Here is an 18,559-nt window from a genome sequence, read left to right as displayed (position 1 = left end):
TTACTGCTAACCGTGAATTTGAGCCGTTTATACAAAACTGACTTAGCGAAAACATAAGCAGAATTTATAAAACCTAGAGGGAGTTGAGCTATGTGCACTAAATCCATTTAGGCGAAAACTGTGTAACCAAAAGTACAAAATATTATATGTCGCTAAAGTTACCACAAAAACCAATAAAAACAAGCACAAACCTACAGTTTAAGTACTTATTTCTAAAAATATTAATTTGAATAAGTGGCGACATATAAAATATTCTTATAGTTACCTTTCAGTAATATGACTCGAATAATTTATTAGAAAATATATGGAAAAAATATGGGAAAAATTTTTAAGCTAATTTCCGGTTTGCGCACAAAGTGATCATTAATATCTTTCTGTCTCGACAACTTATAAGCGAATCTCAACTCGATGACTAAAAATCGATTTAGTTCGAAAACATCATCTCATGGATGTGTGATTTCAGTGGACAGGCTTGTTGAGATAATCTCATTTGTAATGTCTATTCACAATTGGTTGTTGGTTTTGATTATATCTAATTTCATAGAAAAGTAATCAGCTATATATTTATTGTTGTTATAAGCCTCCCTAAAAGGAAGAGAGGCTTTACTATACAAAATTACAAAAACTTACAGGCTGTTAGTTTATTGTACTTGAAACATTAAATGTTTCGTTAGTTACAGGATCTTCTACCTCATAAGTTAGCGTAATTGGTTTTGTTGCTCCTAGGTAATTAACAGTGTAAGTCAGACCAACGCTTTCGCCACTGGTGAGGGAGCCATCACTTAGTAAACTTGCATCACTTGTTGATACTTTCTCTCCATTGGCATCATCTACTTTAAACTTAAGTAAACTAACCGTTTCGCCTGTATTGTTTGTAATAGTTAATGATATTTTAGAACCATTTTGTACAACACCATTTATTACCGACATAGAGGAACTAACTGATTTACTAAATTCGTTAGTCATTTCGCTAATTGGTTTAATACTTTGAAAGATTCCTGTCGGAGGTAACGATTGTTCATGTGGAGTGAAGGTAATATTGACATTTCCATCTTCAATAGCAGTAAAAACACCTTCACTGCCACTATCATTTGATACGGTAGCTAAGTTGCTATTATCAACACTCCAAAAACCTAGTTTTGTAACTGTTATTTCGCTACCATCACTCATGGTCCCTATAGCGTTAAGCTGTTTTACTCGTCCTTTGTAAATAGACAAACTAGTTGTGCTTATGGTGACAGAATCTAACGTTGCTGGACCAACAGTTACTTCAAAAGATTGAACATATCCATCAAAAGTTGCAGAAACAGATATTACTCCTTCTGCTATTGTTGATAACAAACCATTACTACTAACTGTTGCTACGGTTTCATCACTTGATAACCATATAGCATCATTAGAAACATCGATATCTTCTAAATTTGAATAAGTTGCAGTAGCTGTTAACTGTAATTGATTGCCTAATGATGCAAGGCTTGATCCTGCATCTACGCTTAAGGCATCAACAACTGCTGAAACCACATCAAGCCCAGCATTATTCTCAATTCCGTTTAATGAAGCAGTTATAAGAACAGTAACTGGAGAAGATACGTCGATACTACTACCAATAATAGCCGTAACCTCCCCTTTAACAGTATTACTTACCGACAATAAATTAGGAGTAGAGCTACTCCAGCTAACATCTTGTGTAATATTAGAGCTTGTTCCATCAGTAAAATTGCCAGTCGCACTTGCCTGTGTTTTTCGACCTATTGGTAGAGTTAGTATTTCAAAACTAACATTTAAAGAGGCCAGAGCTGCGGGATTAACATCAATAGTAATAGTGTCCTGTATATTATTATATTGGGCTGTTACTATCGCTTGCCCAATTCCAGAAGCAGTAATTAAACCAGTTTGATTAACTATCAAAACAGTTTCATCGGAAGAAGAGTACACTGGATCAATTGATATTTGACTACCTGAAGAGAGTGTAGCTGTTGTCGATACTTCACCAGATAACCCCAAGGCTAAAGACAAAGTATTCGTTGAAAGCGCAATATCTGTTACAACGGCTTCCGATATTGTTAAAAGAGTTGATGTTTGTAGATTTCCAGCAGTTACTGTCAAGTTTACACTTCCGGGACTAACAGTCGTAATTACATAATTATCAATAGAAGCAAAATTTAAATCTTCCGAAGATAAAGTATAAATCTGATGCTCAAGAGTAATATCAATTAATGAACCATCTGAAAATTGTTGTTTAACAACATATAAAGGAGTCATACCAACAGGCATAGAATTTTGTACAATATTAAATAATAACTGAGTTATAACGGCATCGGTTACTTCAAAATTTACACTACTAGTAAAACCACTAAATTCGGCATTTAAAACTGTTACACCAACAGCCAATGAAGAAACAACTCCATCTTCATTGATAGTCGCTACAGATGAGTCACCACTAGAAAGTGTTGCACTTGTAGTTAAATTCTCAGAGCTACCATTATTATATATGACAGTTACTATGGCATTTGATTGGTAACCTAAAGCAACTTGTGCTGGTGAAAGTTCAATAGCAATCTCGCTTATTTCCTTTGCTTGAATACTAACAAGGCGCTGAATATTTATATCACCAAAGGTAGCTTCAATATATACATCACCAGAGTTAAGCAACGCCAGTAAACCTTCACTAGAAATTTCTGCTAACGTCTCATCACTACTTAACCATAAGACATCCTCATTTATTAAGTATGAAAGACCATCAGTTTTTATTACCCATAAATTGGATTGGTAATTAGTACCCTCAATCATATTATCAGGTTCTGGATCTATTCTAATTTCACTATTGATTATTGAATAGGTAACATCGATAGAAATAGAGCTTTCTTTACCTTGATAGCTGGCAGTGACTGATGCTTCGCCTTCCGATATAGCGGTTATTAAGCCAGTATTTGAAATAGATAAAATATCATTATTAGTCGATGAAAAAGTTACACCTGAAATAAGGCTTTCCAAGCTATCATCTGAGTTAATAGCTAGTACACTGAGTTGGGTTGTCTCTTGATAATCGAGTAATTGGGTATTAGTACTGATTTCAAGTTTACTTAGGGATACTTTATCACCACTACCACCACAACCGGTTAACAGTAGAACAAAAGAAAAGAAGAAAATATTTATTATTTTCATTATTTAAACTCCATTTTTTATTTTTATTTTAATGTCCATGTTTACGTGAACATCGATTCCATTTTCTTACACAGGGGTATATTGCTAACTTTTTTTCTGAATAAATCAATATGTAAATTAAGTGTTATCTCAGTCCATTTTGATAATAACCAGCAATCCCAATACAATCAGAGTTCTGACCATTTATAAGAGATTATTTAGGAATATATCAGGTTAAGAAAATATTAAAGCTACTTAGGTGTTTAGTTTTTTGGACAGGATTTTCAAAAGAGTTTCGAATATCACATGGGGGTATAGCAGATAATAACCCTGCATATTTTTGTAATAATAGGTTGAGTTGTTCTTTCATATGAATCCTTTCACATTAACTAAAAACTTAGCAAATTAAATACTAAGGTAATTCAGGAAGGAATATACACAAATATATATGGAATTGAAACATTTTTAGAAACTAAAGATTATTGCCTTTATTAAGTAATAGTTAATTCTGTATGATAAGAAATGCATAACACATTATGGACACGTTAAAGTAAATGGCGTGGATTATTCATTAGAAAATATATTGCAAAATATTTATCACTAAAGTCAGCAATGCGCACTTTCGAGACGTCTTAGTTAGAAACGATATTTTCAATTTTCAGTAAATAGCACAGGAAATAGACAGTAAATTCCTTAAACAGGCAAAGTTAATCAGTTCCGGTCGATGTTGAGGATATGAGCTGGAAGTTGGATAGTTGTGTAAGTAATTAGACCTAATTAGCTTCAAATACTCACAGAATATGGACAGGAGCACTTAATGAAATAGAAATGATATAGCTATTATAATGTTTTAACTTGCTGAATTTACTAAGGAAAGAATGGGGTGGCTAAAGGGACTTGAACCCTCGACAACCGGAATCACAATCCGGGGCTCTACCAACTGAGCTATAGCCACCACTGATATTACTTGAAGCGCCCAGTGATAAGGCGCGAAGAGTATATTGTATTTTTAAGCAGATTGACAAGGAAAATTTTTGCTTTTAAGCGTTTTATGCGCATCATTTTGCTTAACTGTATTTTTTGCTAATTATTAAGTTAATTTTAGATGCCGTTTTACTAATGTCTCCTCATACTGTATTTTTACCTTAGGTCTTAAAATTACTATCCAGCGGATAATTTGGCGGTATAAATGTCTCTAGACAAAATTTCTGAACAATTAAATAAGTTAACACCAGGTAATACTAAAAAATTACCGCCGATAGAATCATGGAACCCACCGTATTGTGGCGAAATTGATCTACAGGTCAAAGGTAATGGCGACTGGTTTTATGGCGGCACAATATTTAAACGGTTATCGTTAGTTAAACTTTTTGCTTCGGTTTTATTAAGAGAAGTCACAGGTGATCGCGACGAGTACTTTTTAGTGACCCCCGCTGAAAAAGTTAAGATTATTGTTGAAGACGCTCCTTTTGTATTAACACAATGGGCTTGGCAAGATGATAACAAATCAATAATGACGGTTAGTACCAATGTAGATGACGAATTCGTGCTTGATGAAACTCATCCGTTAACGATGAATGCTAACGGCGAATTATATGTATTAGTGCGTCGTAATTTATTGGCAAAAGTTCACCGTAATGTTTATTACCAATGGGCCGATTTAGCACAAGAAGAGGTTACAGAAAAAGGCATTGAATTAATTTTTTCAAGTGCTGACCACAAGTTTAGTTTAGGAAAAATTGATTAAATTTCTCACCTTTATAATTACTTATTGTTTATAAAGGTGAGACTTTTGCTTAAATTACCCGCGAGAAGCGCTGTTGGTTAACGTGCTGTTTCATATAAGCATCAAAACTCATACAAATATTACGAATCAACAAGCGTGCTTTCTGATCTACTTTAATAAAATCAGCCGTATTTTCAACCAAACCATCACTGATAAATGTTTTCAGTAGAGGTAAATCTTCAGCAAAATATTCTTCAAAATCAATGTCGTACTTTTTACTGATCTGTTGTTTATCAATATATAAATTACACATTAATTCACGAATAACTTCGCCACGGATCACGTCATCTGTTAATAAACTAACCCCTTTCACTTGCGCGTTTTTTCTAGTATCTATCGCTTTATAATAGGCTTGCAATTCTTTAATATTTTGACTGAAAGAAGTACCGATATTACTAATAGAAGAAACACCTAATCCTAATAAGTCACAACCACCCTTAGTGGTATAACCTTGGAAATTACGGTGCAGGGAGCCCTCTTTTTGTGCAATAGCAAGTTCGTCATTAGGTTTAGCAAAGTGATCCATACCAATGAAATCGTAGCCAAAGTCACAAAGCTTTTCGATGGCAAGTTTCATTAAGGCAAATTTTTCTTGCACGCTGGGTAACCATTCGTCACGTAATTTACGTTGGGCAGCAAATCGGTTTGGAATATGTGCATAGCTAAACAATGAAATACGGTCGACATCCATCTCATGAGCTTTGTTAAGCGTTTTTGTAAAGGTTTCTATCGTCTGGTGAGGCAAACCATAGATCAAGTCGATATTAATTGATTTGAAGCCCACTGCCTTTGCATGGGCAATAAAGTCGCTAATAAATTCGGTTGATTGCACACGATTAATTGTTTCTTGTACTTTTTTGTCAATGTCTTGTACGCCAATACTTAGACGATTAAAACCTAAATCAAAGAGGTGTTCAGCAAGGTTCATTTCAATTTCACGCGGATCAATTTCTATACTCATTTCTACATGTTCAGCAAAAGTGAATTTTTCTTTTAATAAAGAGACTAATTTTGTGATTTGGGTATGGGTTAAAAAGCTGGGTGTGCCGCCACCCCAATGGAGTTGTTTAACGGTGTAGTCAGTAAAAAATTCAGCTCGTGAACTAATTTCTTCCGCCAAAAATTCTAAATAGGTATCGGCTTTGTTACGGTGGCGGGTAATAACTTTATTACAGCCACAGTAGTAGCAAAGGCTATGGCAAAAGGGAATATGTACATACAAGGACAATTCACGGTTGGGTGAATCTTTCACTGCTTGAATGAAATCTTGTTGAGAAAATTCATTATGAAATTCTAATGCCGTTGGATAAGAGGTATATCTAGGTCCACTGGTATTATATTTAGACAGTAATTTAGGGTCAAAAAATTGATTTGCTTGCATGGTTGGTTACCGAGTTAGCCATTACTTATATACGCGTTATCAATCAAAATATAGGTTGAATGGTAACGGGTATATGCTAAGTAACAGTTTAACAATGCAAACATTAACGATATTGATCGAGCGCAATAAAGCGTTATTAACTTGGGAAAAAAATTAACTTGCTAGGGCACTCATACGTTCTTGGGCATATTGATGCAAAGAGGTAACGTCAATTTTTATCTGTGCGGATAAATCGCTCTCTGCTTTCATACGTTCAAAATCAAGTTTCATACGCTCATTTTTGGCAAGTTTCTTTCTTGCATCAAGAATAGGCATATGTTTAATTTTATCATAAAGTTCAAAGACTGCAGGAAACTCTGCTGACAAACCACTACTCAACTTTAAAGAATCGAGCAATACACTCAATCGCCAACAACCCTCAGCGATATCACATTGCTCTTCTTTCATTGCGTGGGCAATAATCACGACACTACTAAGGATCTTACTATCGTGCTTTGCTAAGGCAATTTTTTTATCTTGCTCCGCTTGTTTTATTTTAGCCGTTTGCGCCTTTAGCTGGCTTAATAATTTCACCGCATAAAAAACAAGCGCAGCAATAATAATTACTCCGCCAACTACTACATAAATCCAAGGGGTTGAAAACATGATAAAGCCTTATTCGAACTTTGACAGGTCGCTGTTGTCAAATTTATCCCAAAGATCATCACCAGATTTTGCTTTGTTTGCCGTTTCAGGTGATTCGTCGTCGTCTTCATCTTCTATGCCGAGTATTTCACGTAGTTGTTGATGACGTTCCATTTTTTCATTGAAATAATCAACATCTTCGTTACTTAGCGAAATATCTTCATCTTGCTGGGCAAGGATACTTTGCAAGCGGCTATCTTCTTCAATAGCGAAGAGCTCTTGTTGCAATGAGGTATCAACTTCAACAACACGAATAGCAGCAATTGGAGAGTTATCTGCTTTTACTTTGTTTTTGGCTTTAAAAGGTTGTACCGCCGCTGTTACCGGTCCGCCAAGATCTATTGGTTTTTTACTACCAATACGCGGATCTTTCTTTTCTGAAGGTAAGTGAGATTCTTTACCTGCATCAAAAGCTTCTTTTTGTCGGTTGCCGGCTTGCTTTCCTGTTTTCTTCTTTGGTTTTCTATCAACAGGAACTAGGGCTTTTTTCTTATCATCTTTTACTGCGCCGATAGGACCATTGCCTTGCTTTCTAGATTTTTTGGTACGAGACATAAAATAATTTCGTTTTTAAATTCAATGGTTCTATTTTACGTTATATTGTAGGAAACAGCGATAGTGTTTTTCATGATTAATTTTCTGGCATAAAAAAACGATGAACAAGTCATCGTTTTCATCAAACTTTAAGTGGTTATCCTAACCTATTAGCAATTCCGTTTATAAGCTTTAACGTATTATTATTTTTTATGTTGCGTTAAATACTCGGTTCTTTTTTTATCGGTCATCCTGACACTTTATTGGGTTGTCCTTATCGGTCTATTGACCTAAATATTAACAATCATCCTGATATTAACTTAATCATCCGTATTCTTTTAAAGTAACCTCTCATAAGAGAAGGTTAAGGCTTTCCATGCAATTCAATCCATATTGTTATTTGGCTACAAAGTAGCTGGACAATACTTTACCTTAGTTTATAAATGTCGCAAGTTATAAATATACATTTATTTACAATTTACGGGGCGCAAAAGGTTAACCTGTTGTTTTTAATGTCTATTTATTCGATTAAAAGTTAATGAATGGTAAAAATATGCTTTCTCTATGGTTAATGTCTTACATGAATAATCACAAATGGAGTACATTGTTACGCTCGCTTTATATACGAAATCCTTCGTTTTATGTACTAATGTCCTATTTTGTCTAATTTATGCGAGAAATTTGTTGTGAGTTTAGGTAATACCGTGTTCGCAATAAACTAAGCTAAATAGAAATAATAGCTTAGTTTTATTTATTGGATATTGTTTGACCATTAACGAGGGGCAAATAGTTTTATTCGTGTAACCAGGCCGCGTGTTTTGGTGCAACTTTAGTAACAGCCCACTCTTCAATCATTAAAGGAGCAACCCTTTTTAATTCTTTCATTTGTTCAACTGTACCGGTATTCGCTGCTAATTCTAAGCGGTGACCACTCGGGTCAAAGAAATAAATTGATTTAAATACACCATGATGAACTGGGCCTAATACATCAACACCTTTACTTTGTAACTCTTCTTTTGCGGCGACAAGTGCATCAACATCTTCAACTTCTAATGCGATGTGCTGTACCCATGTTGGTGTGTTTTCATCTCGGCCCATGGTTGGAGAATTAGGAATTTCAAAAAAGGCTAAAACATTACCCATGCCCGCATCTAGAAATATGTGCATATAAGGGTCTGGTGCCTTAGTCGACGGTACCTCATTTTCAGCAATGGCTACCGTTAGCTCCATGTTCAAATGTTCTTTGTACCAATCAACAGTAACTTTTGCATCAGTACAACGATAAGCGACGTGGTGAATTCGTTTCATTTTGATCATTTTAAACCCTTTATATTCTAGTTTTGAAAGCAATAAGGTTATTTTTGCACAAAGTAACTTTTGTTACTAGTTTGTGGGTTTTTAATTACACTAGCGTTTGACTTTTTTGTGGCAAAAAATTTACAGTTAATTTTTACAGCGCCATTTTTTGCTAAGCGTGCTGTCCACTTCTGTAATAGCGATGGCGGCCAGTGGTGAATCAATAAAAACAATGTGACCGGTCATTAATTGATCATCACGAAAATAGTGGCAGGTTAGCTCAGTATTTTCGGGTAAATGATCAGCCAGTTGCTGCAACGATTTTTCAGTGGCTTTTATATTATTTACGGCAAGTAAAATATCGTTAACTGCCAAGCCAGCTTCAGCTGCAGGAGAGTTTTCAATAACCTGAGTAATCTTCACGCCTGAAGGTAACGCGCTATATTGTGCACCGATATAAGGAGAATAGGCGTTATTGTCAGTAGTCTCTAAGCTATTAAGTTTCTGAAACTTTTGAGCCGTAAAGGCAATACCTACTTGCTTAAGTAACGGTGCTAACTCAATACGTTGAGCATTGTTAAGTAAGGCTTGAAAAGCCACTGTAATATCGTCATTGCAGAGAATATTGGCAATGTTTATAAAGTCTTCCTCACGGGTACCAATATTTGTTCTACCAAAATGTATCCATAATTCGCGCATTAAGGTGTCTAAGCTGTAGACACCTGCTGACTTTTCTCTAATGGTTAAATCTAGCCAAAGTGCAATTAAAGCGCCTTTAGTGTAATAGCTAACAATATTATTTACGCCATCTGGACCTTGTTGATAAAACTTGGTCCAAGTATCAAAACTAGAGTCGCTGATACTTTGTTTTAATTCCCCTTGGCCCCGGTATACTCGAGTAGCTGTCTTAGATAATTGCAGTAAATAGTCTTCAAAACTGATCAATCCGCTGCGAAACAATGAAAAATCATCATAATAAGAAGTGATACCTTCATAGGCCCACAATTGTCTCGTGTGCACTTCGTGCTGTAAGTTGTAGGGAATAAACTCTTCCGGTTTAATGCGGCATACATTCCAAGCGTGAAAGTATTCGTGTGAACATAAGCTGAGAAAAGTTTGATAATTTTCAGAAGTTTCATCAGGTTTATTAGGGTTGGGTAAATCAAAGCGGCTGGCTTGTAAAATTGTCGAGTTTTTATGTTCAAGCCCACCAAAACCGCTGCCTAACAAATGGGTAATAAACCAGTACTCTTTAAAAGGGACCTCGCCAAATAAGTTAATATGATGCTGGCAAAGCTTAGCTATATCTCGTTTTAGGCGCTCCCGATCACCAAAATGTTGGCTAGTAAAGACTAAGTGATGGGTAACACCTTCGACAACAAATTCAAAAGCATCAAAGTGACCAATGGCAACAGGGCAATCGATAAGTTCTTGATAGTCTTTAGCAATATAATCACCTAACTGATATTTATCAGTGCCTTTAGCGCGAGTTAAGCCCGTGGCAACTCGCCAACTATTTAACTGTGGCGACGATTCAGTTGTTAATTCTTGTGGTAATGCAATCGTTAACTGACAGCGTTCTTCTGGCAATTCTTGCACTTGTAAAAAAGTTGAGCTGCCATTAAAAAAGCCACGTTCACTGTCTAAGTAAGCGGTGCGTACCGATAAATCAAAAGCGAATACTTGATAACATATTGAAGTATTGACACTTGTTGCGGTAAATTTCCAAGTTTGTTTGTCGGTTTTATTCAGCGCAATTGTCTCAGTATTTTGAGCTGCTGTTGGGTCACTATTATAAGCGCTAATTTCAGTAATATTTTTTGCGAAGTCACGGATCATATAGCTACCCGGTAACCAAGCGGGTAGCGATAAATGGTAAGTTTTATCCACTTGTGTGGCAAAAGAAAGCGTAACCAAAAATAAATGGCTGTTTAGATTTTTAGGCGTTATTTGGTAGCGGATCATCGGAAAACACAACTAATTAAGACAAAAGGTTATGGCTTAATGTAGCAGAAATAGTGAATGAAAACAGTAAAGCACCCAGCGTATTGGGGGCTTTACTCGTTATGTTTACCTTATAAATTAACCGCTAAAGTAAAATAACTGTTTTGCCCTGATTCAAACAGACACGTTGCTCGGCATGCATTCTAACCGCATGAGACAATGCTGTTGCTTCAATGTCGTGACCACTATGAACCATCTGCTCTATCGTCAGGCTATGGTTAATGGCTTTTACTTCTTGCACAATAATAGGTCCTTCATCTAAGTCACTAGTGATATAGTGGGCGGTTGCGCCAATCACTTTCACACCACGTTGGTGGGCTTGATGGTAAGGTTTTGCGCCTTTAAAGCTCGGTAAAAAAGAATGATGAATATTAATCGCTCGACCTTGCCATTGTTGACAAAAATCATCAGACAAAATTTGCATATAACGCGCAAGCACTAATAAGTCTGTTTTGTAGTTTATTAATAAGGCTTGTAGTTCACTTTCTTGTTGCGCTTTTGTCGAAGAAGAAATAGGTAAGTGATGAAAAGGAATTTTATGCCAATCAACTAAAGCTTGGCAGTCCTGATGGTTTGAAACCACAGCAGCAACATTAATAGGTAAAACACCGGCTTTCACTTTGGTTAATAACGACACCAAACAATGATCGTCTTTAGATACCGCGATAACGACATTTGGAAAATCATCACGTTCTCTTAATTGAAAGTTCATTGCAAGCGGTTGGGCTAATTCGGCTATGGCTTGACGGAATTGTGCAATTGAAACGGTTAAATTTCTGTCATCAAATGCGATACGCGAGAAAAAAATCGAGGTATACGGGTCGCTGTACTGTGAGGTTTCAGTAATAAAAGCGCCGTGTTGATAAAGGCTCTGAGAAACTTTTGCTAATACTCCTGAAGTATCAGGGCATTGCCAAGTTAAAATATAGTGATTAATGGGTTTCATACCTGACTCCAAAAAATAATGAATGTGGAGTCAGTGTGACAGGTTTTTAATCAAGCAATTAGTTTATTGCGCTATAAGCTAAAATTTTTATTGAGTATGAGTAGCTTGCGATATTATTGACCGCTATTTTTTTTCATCATTTACTTGATGCACTTTATGATAATTCTTGATAAAAAGTGCTTCAACTTTTTCACGTGCCCATGGCGTTTTACGTAAAAATTTTAAGGTTGAATTGATACTAGGATCTTCAGTGAAGCATTTAATTTTTATTTGTTGACTAAGCGCCGGGTAACCAAAATATTCAACAAGTTCGGTAACAAGTGCTTTTAAGGTAATGCCGTGTAATGGGTTGAAAGGTTGATTGTTCATAAGAGTAATTAGCGATACTATCAATAAAAATATAGCGTTATTTTATCAGATTAATTTTGAAGTTGCTTTCAAAAGATTAAATGCAACGGGAAGTTGGATCTAGATATTTCCAGTGCTATGGTAATGCCATGAAGTTAGCTAATAAAGTAAGGAAGATCATCAGTGATTAAATTAAAATTTTCCCATAAAATTATTATGGTGACTACGGTATTATTACTAATAGCCTTGTCGGTATCTACATCAATTAATTATATATTCTTAAAAGATCACACCCAAAAAAATCTTAACAATGCCATCGATGAAATAGGCCGTTCGGTTTCTGGAAATATTGCGAACTGGTTAACGAATCGTCTACAAATAATCGATGCAGTGGCGCTTAATATTACTGACATTAATAGTCATGAAGAAATTTTTCATGCGGTTCAGCAAGCAGTAAAAGCCGGGAAGATGAAAAATACCTTTGTTGGACTAGCCAGTACCGGCGAATTTATTCTTGATGATTTAACGATACAACTCCCAGAAGGTTTTGATATTCGTCAGCGCCCTTGGTATTTGCTTGCAAAAGAAGGACGTAAGTCTTCTTTTACTGAAACTTATATAGATGCCACGACGGATCAAAAAGTATTGACTGCTGTAGCGCCTATTTTGAAAAATGGACAATTTGTTGGTGCAGCAGGAGGTGATATTTTTCTAGATGAGATTTCATCGATTCTAAATGAAATTGATTTTCTTGATTTAGGCTATGCCTATTTAATGACTTCAAAAGGGAAGATTCTCAGTCATCCTGATGTGAAATATGTCGATAAAGAGGTGAGTGAATTATTAGGTCAAACACCACCATTTTCGAGTGACTTAAATGAGATTAATAATAACACCATAGTTTCATTTATCCCCATTAAAGGCATTGACTCGGTTAATTGGTATGTAGGTGTCGTTCTTGACAGCGAAAAAGCTTACCAACCCATGGTGAACTCGAGAAATATTGCCATTATTGTGGTTATAGCTAGCTTACTTGCAACGATTATTCTTATGCATTTATTGTTTAGCTATTTAATGAAACCTATTCATACCTTAAACCTTGCCATAAAAGGTATTTCTCGTGGCGACGGTGATTTAACCCAACGTTTATCGGTTGAGAGCCACGATGAGTTTGGTGAACTATCAGAAAATTTTAATGATTTTATAGAAACTATGCATCATTCGATGCGACGAGTTAAAGAGTCAGCGGCAAATTTACAACAGCAGATTGGCCAAGTTCGACAAAGTTCACAAGTCGGTATTGATATGGCCGATCAACAGCTTAATCGTGGTGAAAGTGTATCGACAGCGGTAACCGAGTTAAATAACTCTTCACAAGAAATTTCGACTAACGCACTAACTGCTTCTAACTTAACATCAGGCATGCAAGCGCAGTCAAATGAAGGGCTGGTGGCACTCAATGAAAATATTCAGTCAATTGAACATTTGTCGAAAATAATGACACAGTCAAGCGGCGAAATCGAAAAATTAAGCAGTGAAACTAAAAATATAGTCAGCATTTTAGATGTTATCAAAGGGGTTAGTTCACAAACTAATTTACTCGCGTTAAATGCCGCTATTGAAGCGGCACGAGCAGGGGAGCAGGGTCGAGGTTTTGCTGTGGTAGCTGATGAAGTTAGACAGTTAGCACAACGCACTCAAGAAGCGGCACTTGAAATCGAAACCATGATTGATAACTTAGAAACAGGCACCGACGCGGTGGTTATTTCTATGGACGAAAGTCAAAAAAATAGTACCAGTAGTGTGCAAAAAGCCAAAGTAGCCGACGAAAAAATGCAATTAATTATTCATATGTTACAACAGGTTGATAATGAAAATCATGCAGTAACTGAAGCTACTCAACAACAAGTTAATGTGATCAGATCAATTGATGAAGATATATTAAATTTGATGGATTTAAATCAGCAAGGCGTACAAAATTTACAGCAAACGCAGCAAGCTTGTGACAGTTTACAACAAGAATTCACCGGTTTAAATGATATAGTGGGTAAGTTTAAAGTCTAACGAGTAAGTGTAAAAAAAAGCTAGATAATGTGAGTTATCTAGCTTTTTTTATTGTATCGCCAACAATAAGTGTTGTGTGCTGGCTAATAATAAAGTTTAACCAAAGTAAGCGGCTAAATCTTCACTACCACCAATGTTTTTACCATCAATAAATACTTGTGGTACGGTATCTGAGTTAGTAATAGCACGGAACATTGAAGTATTTACGTCGCTACCAACGATCAATTCTTCAAACTTTAAACCTTGGCTTGTTAATAATGCTTTAGCCTTTTTACAAAATGGACAATCGGGCTTACTAAAAATTGTAATTTCTTGAGACTGTACAGCTTCAGGATTAATGTAATTGAGCATGGTATCGGCGTCAGATACTTCAAATGGGTCGCCAGGTAAATCAGGTTCAATGAACATTTTTTCTATAACGCCATTTTTTACTAGCATTGAATAGCGCCAGCTACGCTTACCAAAACCAATTTCTTTTTTATCAACTAATAAACCCATCGCTTGAGTAAAGTCACCATTGCCATCAGGAATGAAACTAATGTTGGCTGCGTCTTTGTCTTGTGCCCAAGCATTCATTACAAAGGTATCGTTAACAGAAATACAAACAATTTCATCAACACCATTAGCGTTAAATTTTTTCGCTAGTTCATTGTATCTTGGTAAATGTGAAGACGAACAAGTTGGTGTAAATGCACCTGGTAATGAAAAAACAATGACGGTTTTATTCGCAAAAATTTCATCACTGTTTCGACTTGCCCAACCATCGGCAGTAATAATAGGAAAAGTAGTGTTTGGAACTTGCTGTGTTTCTTTATTGGTAAACATAGTCACTCGCTTTGATTGATTTGAATCGATTAATTAGCATTAGTATGGGTGAATAATTTGATTTAATAAAGTGATAAAAACAATTCACTATGATTGATTAAAGCGATTAATAATAAAAAAATCAATCTAGATTGATGATTAAAGAATCACTGACTTATGACAATAACCAACGTTTAATTTCTTCGGTCATTATATCAAGTTGTAAATAAAGGTGGCTAGCAGATGCCTTTATATCTTTACTATTGCCAGCCCTGGCTTGCTGGCTAACCTCATTGAGCGTTTTAGCTATTTCAGGATGAGAAAAATACCGTGTACTGCCTTTTAGTTTGTGAGCAAGTGCTTGTATATATTTATGATCAAAATTCTCGGTGGCGCTTAACCATTGCTTTTTTTCTTTTTGCCATGAGGCGATAAAAAGTCGACCAACATTTTTACTCAGTTCAATGTCGTGCTCATTATTTTTAAGCAGCATGTCTAAATCAAAAAGGCTGAAATTTTGTTTGGTTAAGTCGTTTTTCTGCTGTTTCTTTAATAACTGTCGATAAGCATTGTTGAGCTTGTTGGTTATTTCTTCCTGTGGGCAAGGTTTAGCCATATAGTCATTAAAACCAGCAGCAATACACCTTTCTGCTGCGCCACTTAAAGCATCTGCGGTTACAGCAATTAACCAAAGCGGTTGGCTTTGCTCGCTTGCTGTTAGCGTTTGAGCGAGTTCAAAACCATCAACATTTGGCATATGACAATCAGATATAATAATGTCATAAGCCTGTTTTTCATGTAAATCTAAAGCTTCTTGGCCGTCGTAAGCAATATCGGCTTTAATATTTAGACGCGCAAGTTGCGCACAGAGCACTTTAACGTTTACTAGGTTATCTTCGGCAATAAGAATACGTAGATCTTGAAAACGGTTATCGTCAGCGGCATTAATTAAACGCGTATTACTGCGACGATTATCGGTGGAACTTTCTAAAGTTGACTGCTTTAGCTTTAAGCTAAAATGGAAAGAACTCCCTTGGTTTAGCGTTGAATCAATCTTAATTTCGCTGCCCATCGCTGATATTATTTCTTGGCAAATACTTAACCCTAAACCTGTACCACCATATTTTCGCGTAATGTCGTCATCGGCTTGAATAAATGGCGTAAATAAGAACGTTTGTTTTTCCTCCGCTATGCCCATGCCGGTGTCTTTTACATCAAAATAAAGTGTGTCGTAGGTATTTTTATTGATAACCTCACTGCTAACAACCGTAACAATTAAATCGATTTGTCCTTTATCGGTGAACTTAATCGCGTTACTAAGCAAATTATTAAGCACTTGTGTGAAGCGTGTCGGGTCGGTTAAATAGCAGTGACTTATTTTATTGTCTATTTGAAAGTTAATATCTAATGGTTTGTGGTGTTCAATGTGATTGAAGCCACTAATAATATTTTTACAAAGTAAGTTAAAATTCACTGGCACCGACTCTAAAGTCAGTTTGCCGGCGTCCATCTTTGAAAAGTCGAGCACATCATTGAGTAAAGCGAGTAAGTTAGTTGCCGAGCCTTGTAATGTTTCAAGTAAATCATTTTGTTCTTTATTTAAAGGTGTGAAAGCAAGGGCTTCTGCCATACCTAATACACCGTTCATTGGCGTTCTAATTTCATGACTCATCCGGGCAAGAAAAGTAATTTTCGCTTGAGCTGATTTCTCAGCTTCTATTTTTGCAGACTCAGCAATTGATAATGCATATTCAATTTTTAGTTGGGCAAGCTTTCTGACCCTAAGCTGTCGATAATAAATCCAAAAAATAATCAGCCCAAAAAGCATAATAGCGACAAACAAATAACTGACATTTCGATAGGCATTAGCAATTTGTTTATCGGCATTATTTTCATGGAAAGCCGTTTGACTCCACTTTGCATAAAGTCTTTCGTAATCTGTGGCAGAAACACTTTTAATGGTGCGATTAAGTAAGCTAATAACAATATCGTTACCGTGGGGACTCGCGAAAAAAAACTGAGCATTATCATTAAAGTTTATTAATGGTTGGCTGGTGAGATTAGAGAGTTGATTTTCTTTAACCAAGTAAGAAGAAATGAGAGAGCCACCAATAAAGACATCAGATTCACCCAAGGATACTGAAGTAATGGCCGCATTGATCGAGTCAAAATAATTAAGGTGCGCAAAAGGAAGTTTTTCTATTAATAATTGGGTGGCATTAAAGTTATTAACCACAGCAACTTTTTTGTCACCTATGCCACTTAAGCCATCTATTATCGTGTCATTATGGCGATAAACCATACTATAACTGGCTTGCAAATAGGGCTCAGAAAAAATAAGCTTTTTCTCTCGGTCTTTATTACGCTCAACCAACGGCAACACATTAATTTTTTGCTGTGCTAAAGACGAAAAAATTTGCTCTATATTATTTACATAAACAGGTTTATAGATAATACCGGTACGCTCAGTTGAAAGCGTAAATAAATCAATGGTGAAGCCTCGCTCGGTAATGTGATTAAAGTTTTTAGTAATAATGTAGGGCGGAAAACCTCCAGACACCACGGGAAAGGAAAGTTGATTATGGTCAATAATAAAATCTTTTTCAGCAACAGATAAATTTGTAAAATAGCTGCCAAAAGTTAACGAGATATTTCCTTCATTTAAGGTAATATATTTGTTATTCCACAACTCGGCTTGTTGTCGACTCACTGAGCGGATGCCGTCGTTAATTTTATGCATCAAGCTTCTATTGTTTTTATTCACGGCAAAGCGAAAGTAAGCTTCTGGTGCTTCATCTTCAGTAATATGAAAATCACCACTGAGCTTATATTCGTTTAACTTTTCATTAAGTAACCAGGGTTTTGTTGCATATAAGGCATCATACTTTTGATAATCGCCAAGCAGCTTATCAATATCTTGATAATAATAGTGTTCAATATGACGACTAAGAAAATTTAAAGTTGACTGATCGTCAGAGTAGATACCTATTTGCAGGCCGTTACTTTTATTACTTTGAATGCGACGAAACACTTTTTGTTTGAATTTAGCATAGGGAATACTAAAAAATACGCCTGTTTGATTTTGCTGGTAACGAGTAACGGCGACTACATCAATACTTTTATTAGCAAGCGATTGATAAGCCTTTTCTGTTGGCATGTAGCTAAACGATACTTCACGTTGATTATCTATTGCCCAAATTTGCCAATATTCTTTAAGAAAGTTAACCAGCAGTTGAAACTTCTCTCCAGAAGCTGCATTGATTGACGATCTATCAGGTAAAGCTATTCGAAGGGGCGCTTTACTGTTGGATAGTTGCTCTGCATAGACACTAAAAGTGACTAACAAAATACTGCACAATAATGTGCGTTTAAGCCAAGTAGACAAGTGCCATAACATACTCTTTATATCGCTTATAATGTCATCATCCATGGTTTAAAAATTAGGTTTGTATTTACGTTTATCTATAAAGGCAGAAGTGAAATATTAATAAATACACTCTATGCTATAAGTAGCAAACCAGCAAATTTTAATAAATAAGTGATTGATTTAATATAATGAAAATCAGAT

Annotated in this window: 11 protein-coding genes, 1 tRNA gene and 1 pseudogene; 2 read left to right on the top strand and 11 right to left on the bottom strand. The window is 35.8% G+C overall.

The window, feature by feature from the left end:
- Positions 1-636: 636 nt before the first annotated feature.
- The gene (locus tag A3Q34_RS09735; RefSeq protein WP_070375179.1) at positions 637-3,165 is read right to left on the bottom strand and encodes an Ig-like domain-containing protein; all 2,529 of its coding nucleotides are present in this window, start codon (positions 3,163-3,165) and stop codon (positions 637-639) included.
- 858 nt (positions 3,166-4,023) lie between these two features.
- A tRNA-His gene (locus A3Q34_RS09730) sits at positions 4,024-4,099 on the bottom strand.
- A 234-nt stretch (positions 4,100-4,333) separates the two neighbouring features.
- Between A3Q34_RS09730 and A3Q34_RS09725 the strand changes: the two genes are divergently transcribed.
- Positions 4,334-4,891: a DUF1285 domain-containing protein gene (locus A3Q34_RS09725; RefSeq protein ID WP_070375178.1), complete on the top strand. Its 558-nt coding sequence runs from the start codon at positions 4,334-4,336 to the stop codon at positions 4,889-4,891.
- Between the two features lie 49 nt (positions 4,892-4,940).
- On the opposite strand, the gene hemN is transcribed toward A3Q34_RS09725, so the two are convergent.
- The 7 genes and pseudogenes from hemN to A3Q34_RS09690 form a co-directional block, all read right to left on the bottom strand.
- Complete coding sequence (gene hemN / locus A3Q34_RS09720) at positions 4,941-6,311, bottom strand: oxygen-independent coproporphyrinogen III oxidase (protein ID WP_070375177.1); 1,371 nt, start codon at positions 6,309-6,311, stop codon at positions 4,941-4,943.
- Between the two features lie 153 nt (positions 6,312-6,464).
- Complete coding sequence (locus tag A3Q34_RS09715) at positions 6,465-6,956, bottom strand: DUF2489 domain-containing protein (protein WP_070375176.1); 492 nt, start codon at positions 6,954-6,956, stop codon at positions 6,465-6,467.
- Positions 6,957-6,965: 9 nt separating this feature from the next.
- Positions 6,966-7,550, bottom strand: a complete 585-nt coding sequence (gene yihI, locus A3Q34_RS09710; RefSeq protein WP_070375175.1) for a Der GTPase-activating protein YihI — start codon at positions 7,548-7,550, stop codon at positions 6,966-6,968.
- A 771-nt stretch (positions 7,551-8,321) separates the two neighbouring features.
- On the bottom strand, positions 8,322-8,846 hold the full coding sequence (locus A3Q34_RS09705; protein WP_070375174.1) for a VOC family protein: 525 nt from the start codon (positions 8,844-8,846) through the stop codon (positions 8,322-8,324).
- Between the two features lie 126 nt (positions 8,847-8,972).
- The gene (locus A3Q34_RS09700; protein ID WP_070375173.1) at positions 8,973-10,790 is read right to left on the bottom strand and encodes a M61 family metallopeptidase; all 1,818 of its coding nucleotides are present in this window, start codon (positions 10,788-10,790) and stop codon (positions 8,973-8,975) included.
- Between the two features lie 124 nt (positions 10,791-10,914).
- The gene (purU, locus tag A3Q34_RS09695; protein ID WP_083277966.1) at positions 10,915-11,775 is read right to left on the bottom strand and encodes a formyltetrahydrofolate deformylase; all 861 of its coding nucleotides are present in this window, start codon (positions 11,773-11,775) and stop codon (positions 10,915-10,917) included.
- 132 nt (positions 11,776-11,907) lie between these two features.
- A pseudogene (locus A3Q34_RS09690) lies at positions 11,908-12,144 on the bottom strand (VF530 family DNA-binding protein); the annotation flags it as partial.
- 162 nt (positions 12,145-12,306) lie between these two features.
- Here A3Q34_RS09690 and A3Q34_RS09685 point away from each other — a divergent pair.
- A complete protein-coding gene (locus A3Q34_RS09685) occupies positions 12,307-14,187 on the top strand; it encodes a methyl-accepting chemotaxis protein (RefSeq protein WP_083277965.1) in 1,881 nt (626 codons plus the stop codon).
- A 96-nt stretch (positions 14,188-14,283) separates the two neighbouring features.
- Here the strand turns inward: A3Q34_RS09685 and A3Q34_RS09680 are convergent, their stop codons facing one another.
- Positions 14,284-15,012: a glutathione peroxidase gene (locus A3Q34_RS09680; RefSeq protein ID WP_070375171.1), complete on the bottom strand. Its 729-nt coding sequence runs from the start codon at positions 15,010-15,012 to the stop codon at positions 14,284-14,286.
- Positions 15,013-15,166: 154 nt separating this feature from the next.
- The gene (locus A3Q34_RS09675; protein ID WP_197517674.1) at positions 15,167-18,376 is read right to left on the bottom strand and encodes an ATP-binding protein; all 3,210 of its coding nucleotides are present in this window, start codon (positions 18,374-18,376) and stop codon (positions 15,167-15,169) included.
- Positions 18,377-18,559 lie beyond the last annotated feature (183 nt).

This window comes from Colwellia sp. PAMC 20917 (assembly GCF_001767295.1).
Classification (GTDB): Bacteria; Pseudomonadota; Gammaproteobacteria; order Enterobacterales; family Alteromonadaceae; genus Colwellia_A.
This window is presented reverse-complemented; position numbering and strand designations above follow the sequence as displayed.

Excerpts from the sequence above, each read along its gene's own strand:
- A3Q34_RS09735 (WP_070375179.1), bottom strand. The coding sequence starts at position 3,165 with ATGAAAATAATAAATATTTTCTTCTTTTCTTTTGTTCTACTGTTAACC.
- A3Q34_RS09725 (WP_070375178.1), top strand. The coding sequence starts at position 4,334 with ATGTCTCTAGACAAAATTTCTGAACAATTAAATAAGTTAACACCAGGT.
- hemN (WP_070375177.1), bottom strand. The coding sequence starts at position 6,311 with ATGCAAGCAAATCAATTTTTTGACCCTAAATTACTGTCTAAATATAAT.
- A3Q34_RS09715 (WP_070375176.1), bottom strand. The coding sequence starts at position 6,956 with ATGTTTTCAACCCCTTGGATTTATGTAGTAGTTGGCGGAGTAATTATT.
- yihI (WP_070375175.1), bottom strand. The coding sequence starts at position 7,550 with ATGTCTCGTACCAAAAAATCTAGAAAGCAAGGCAATGGTCCTATCGGC.
- A3Q34_RS09705 (WP_070375174.1), bottom strand. The coding sequence starts at position 8,846 with ATGATCAAAATGAAACGAATTCACCACGTCGCTTATCGTTGTACTGAT.
- A3Q34_RS09700 (WP_070375173.1), bottom strand. The coding sequence starts at position 10,790 with ATGATCCGCTACCAAATAACGCCTAAAAATCTAAACAGCCATTTATTT.
- purU (WP_083277966.1), bottom strand. The coding sequence starts at position 11,775 with ATGAAACCCATTAATCACTATATTTTAACTTGGCAATGCCCTGATACT.
- A3Q34_RS09680 (WP_070375171.1), bottom strand. The coding sequence starts at position 15,012 with ATGTTTACCAATAAAGAAACACAGCAAGTTCCAAACACTACTTTTCCT.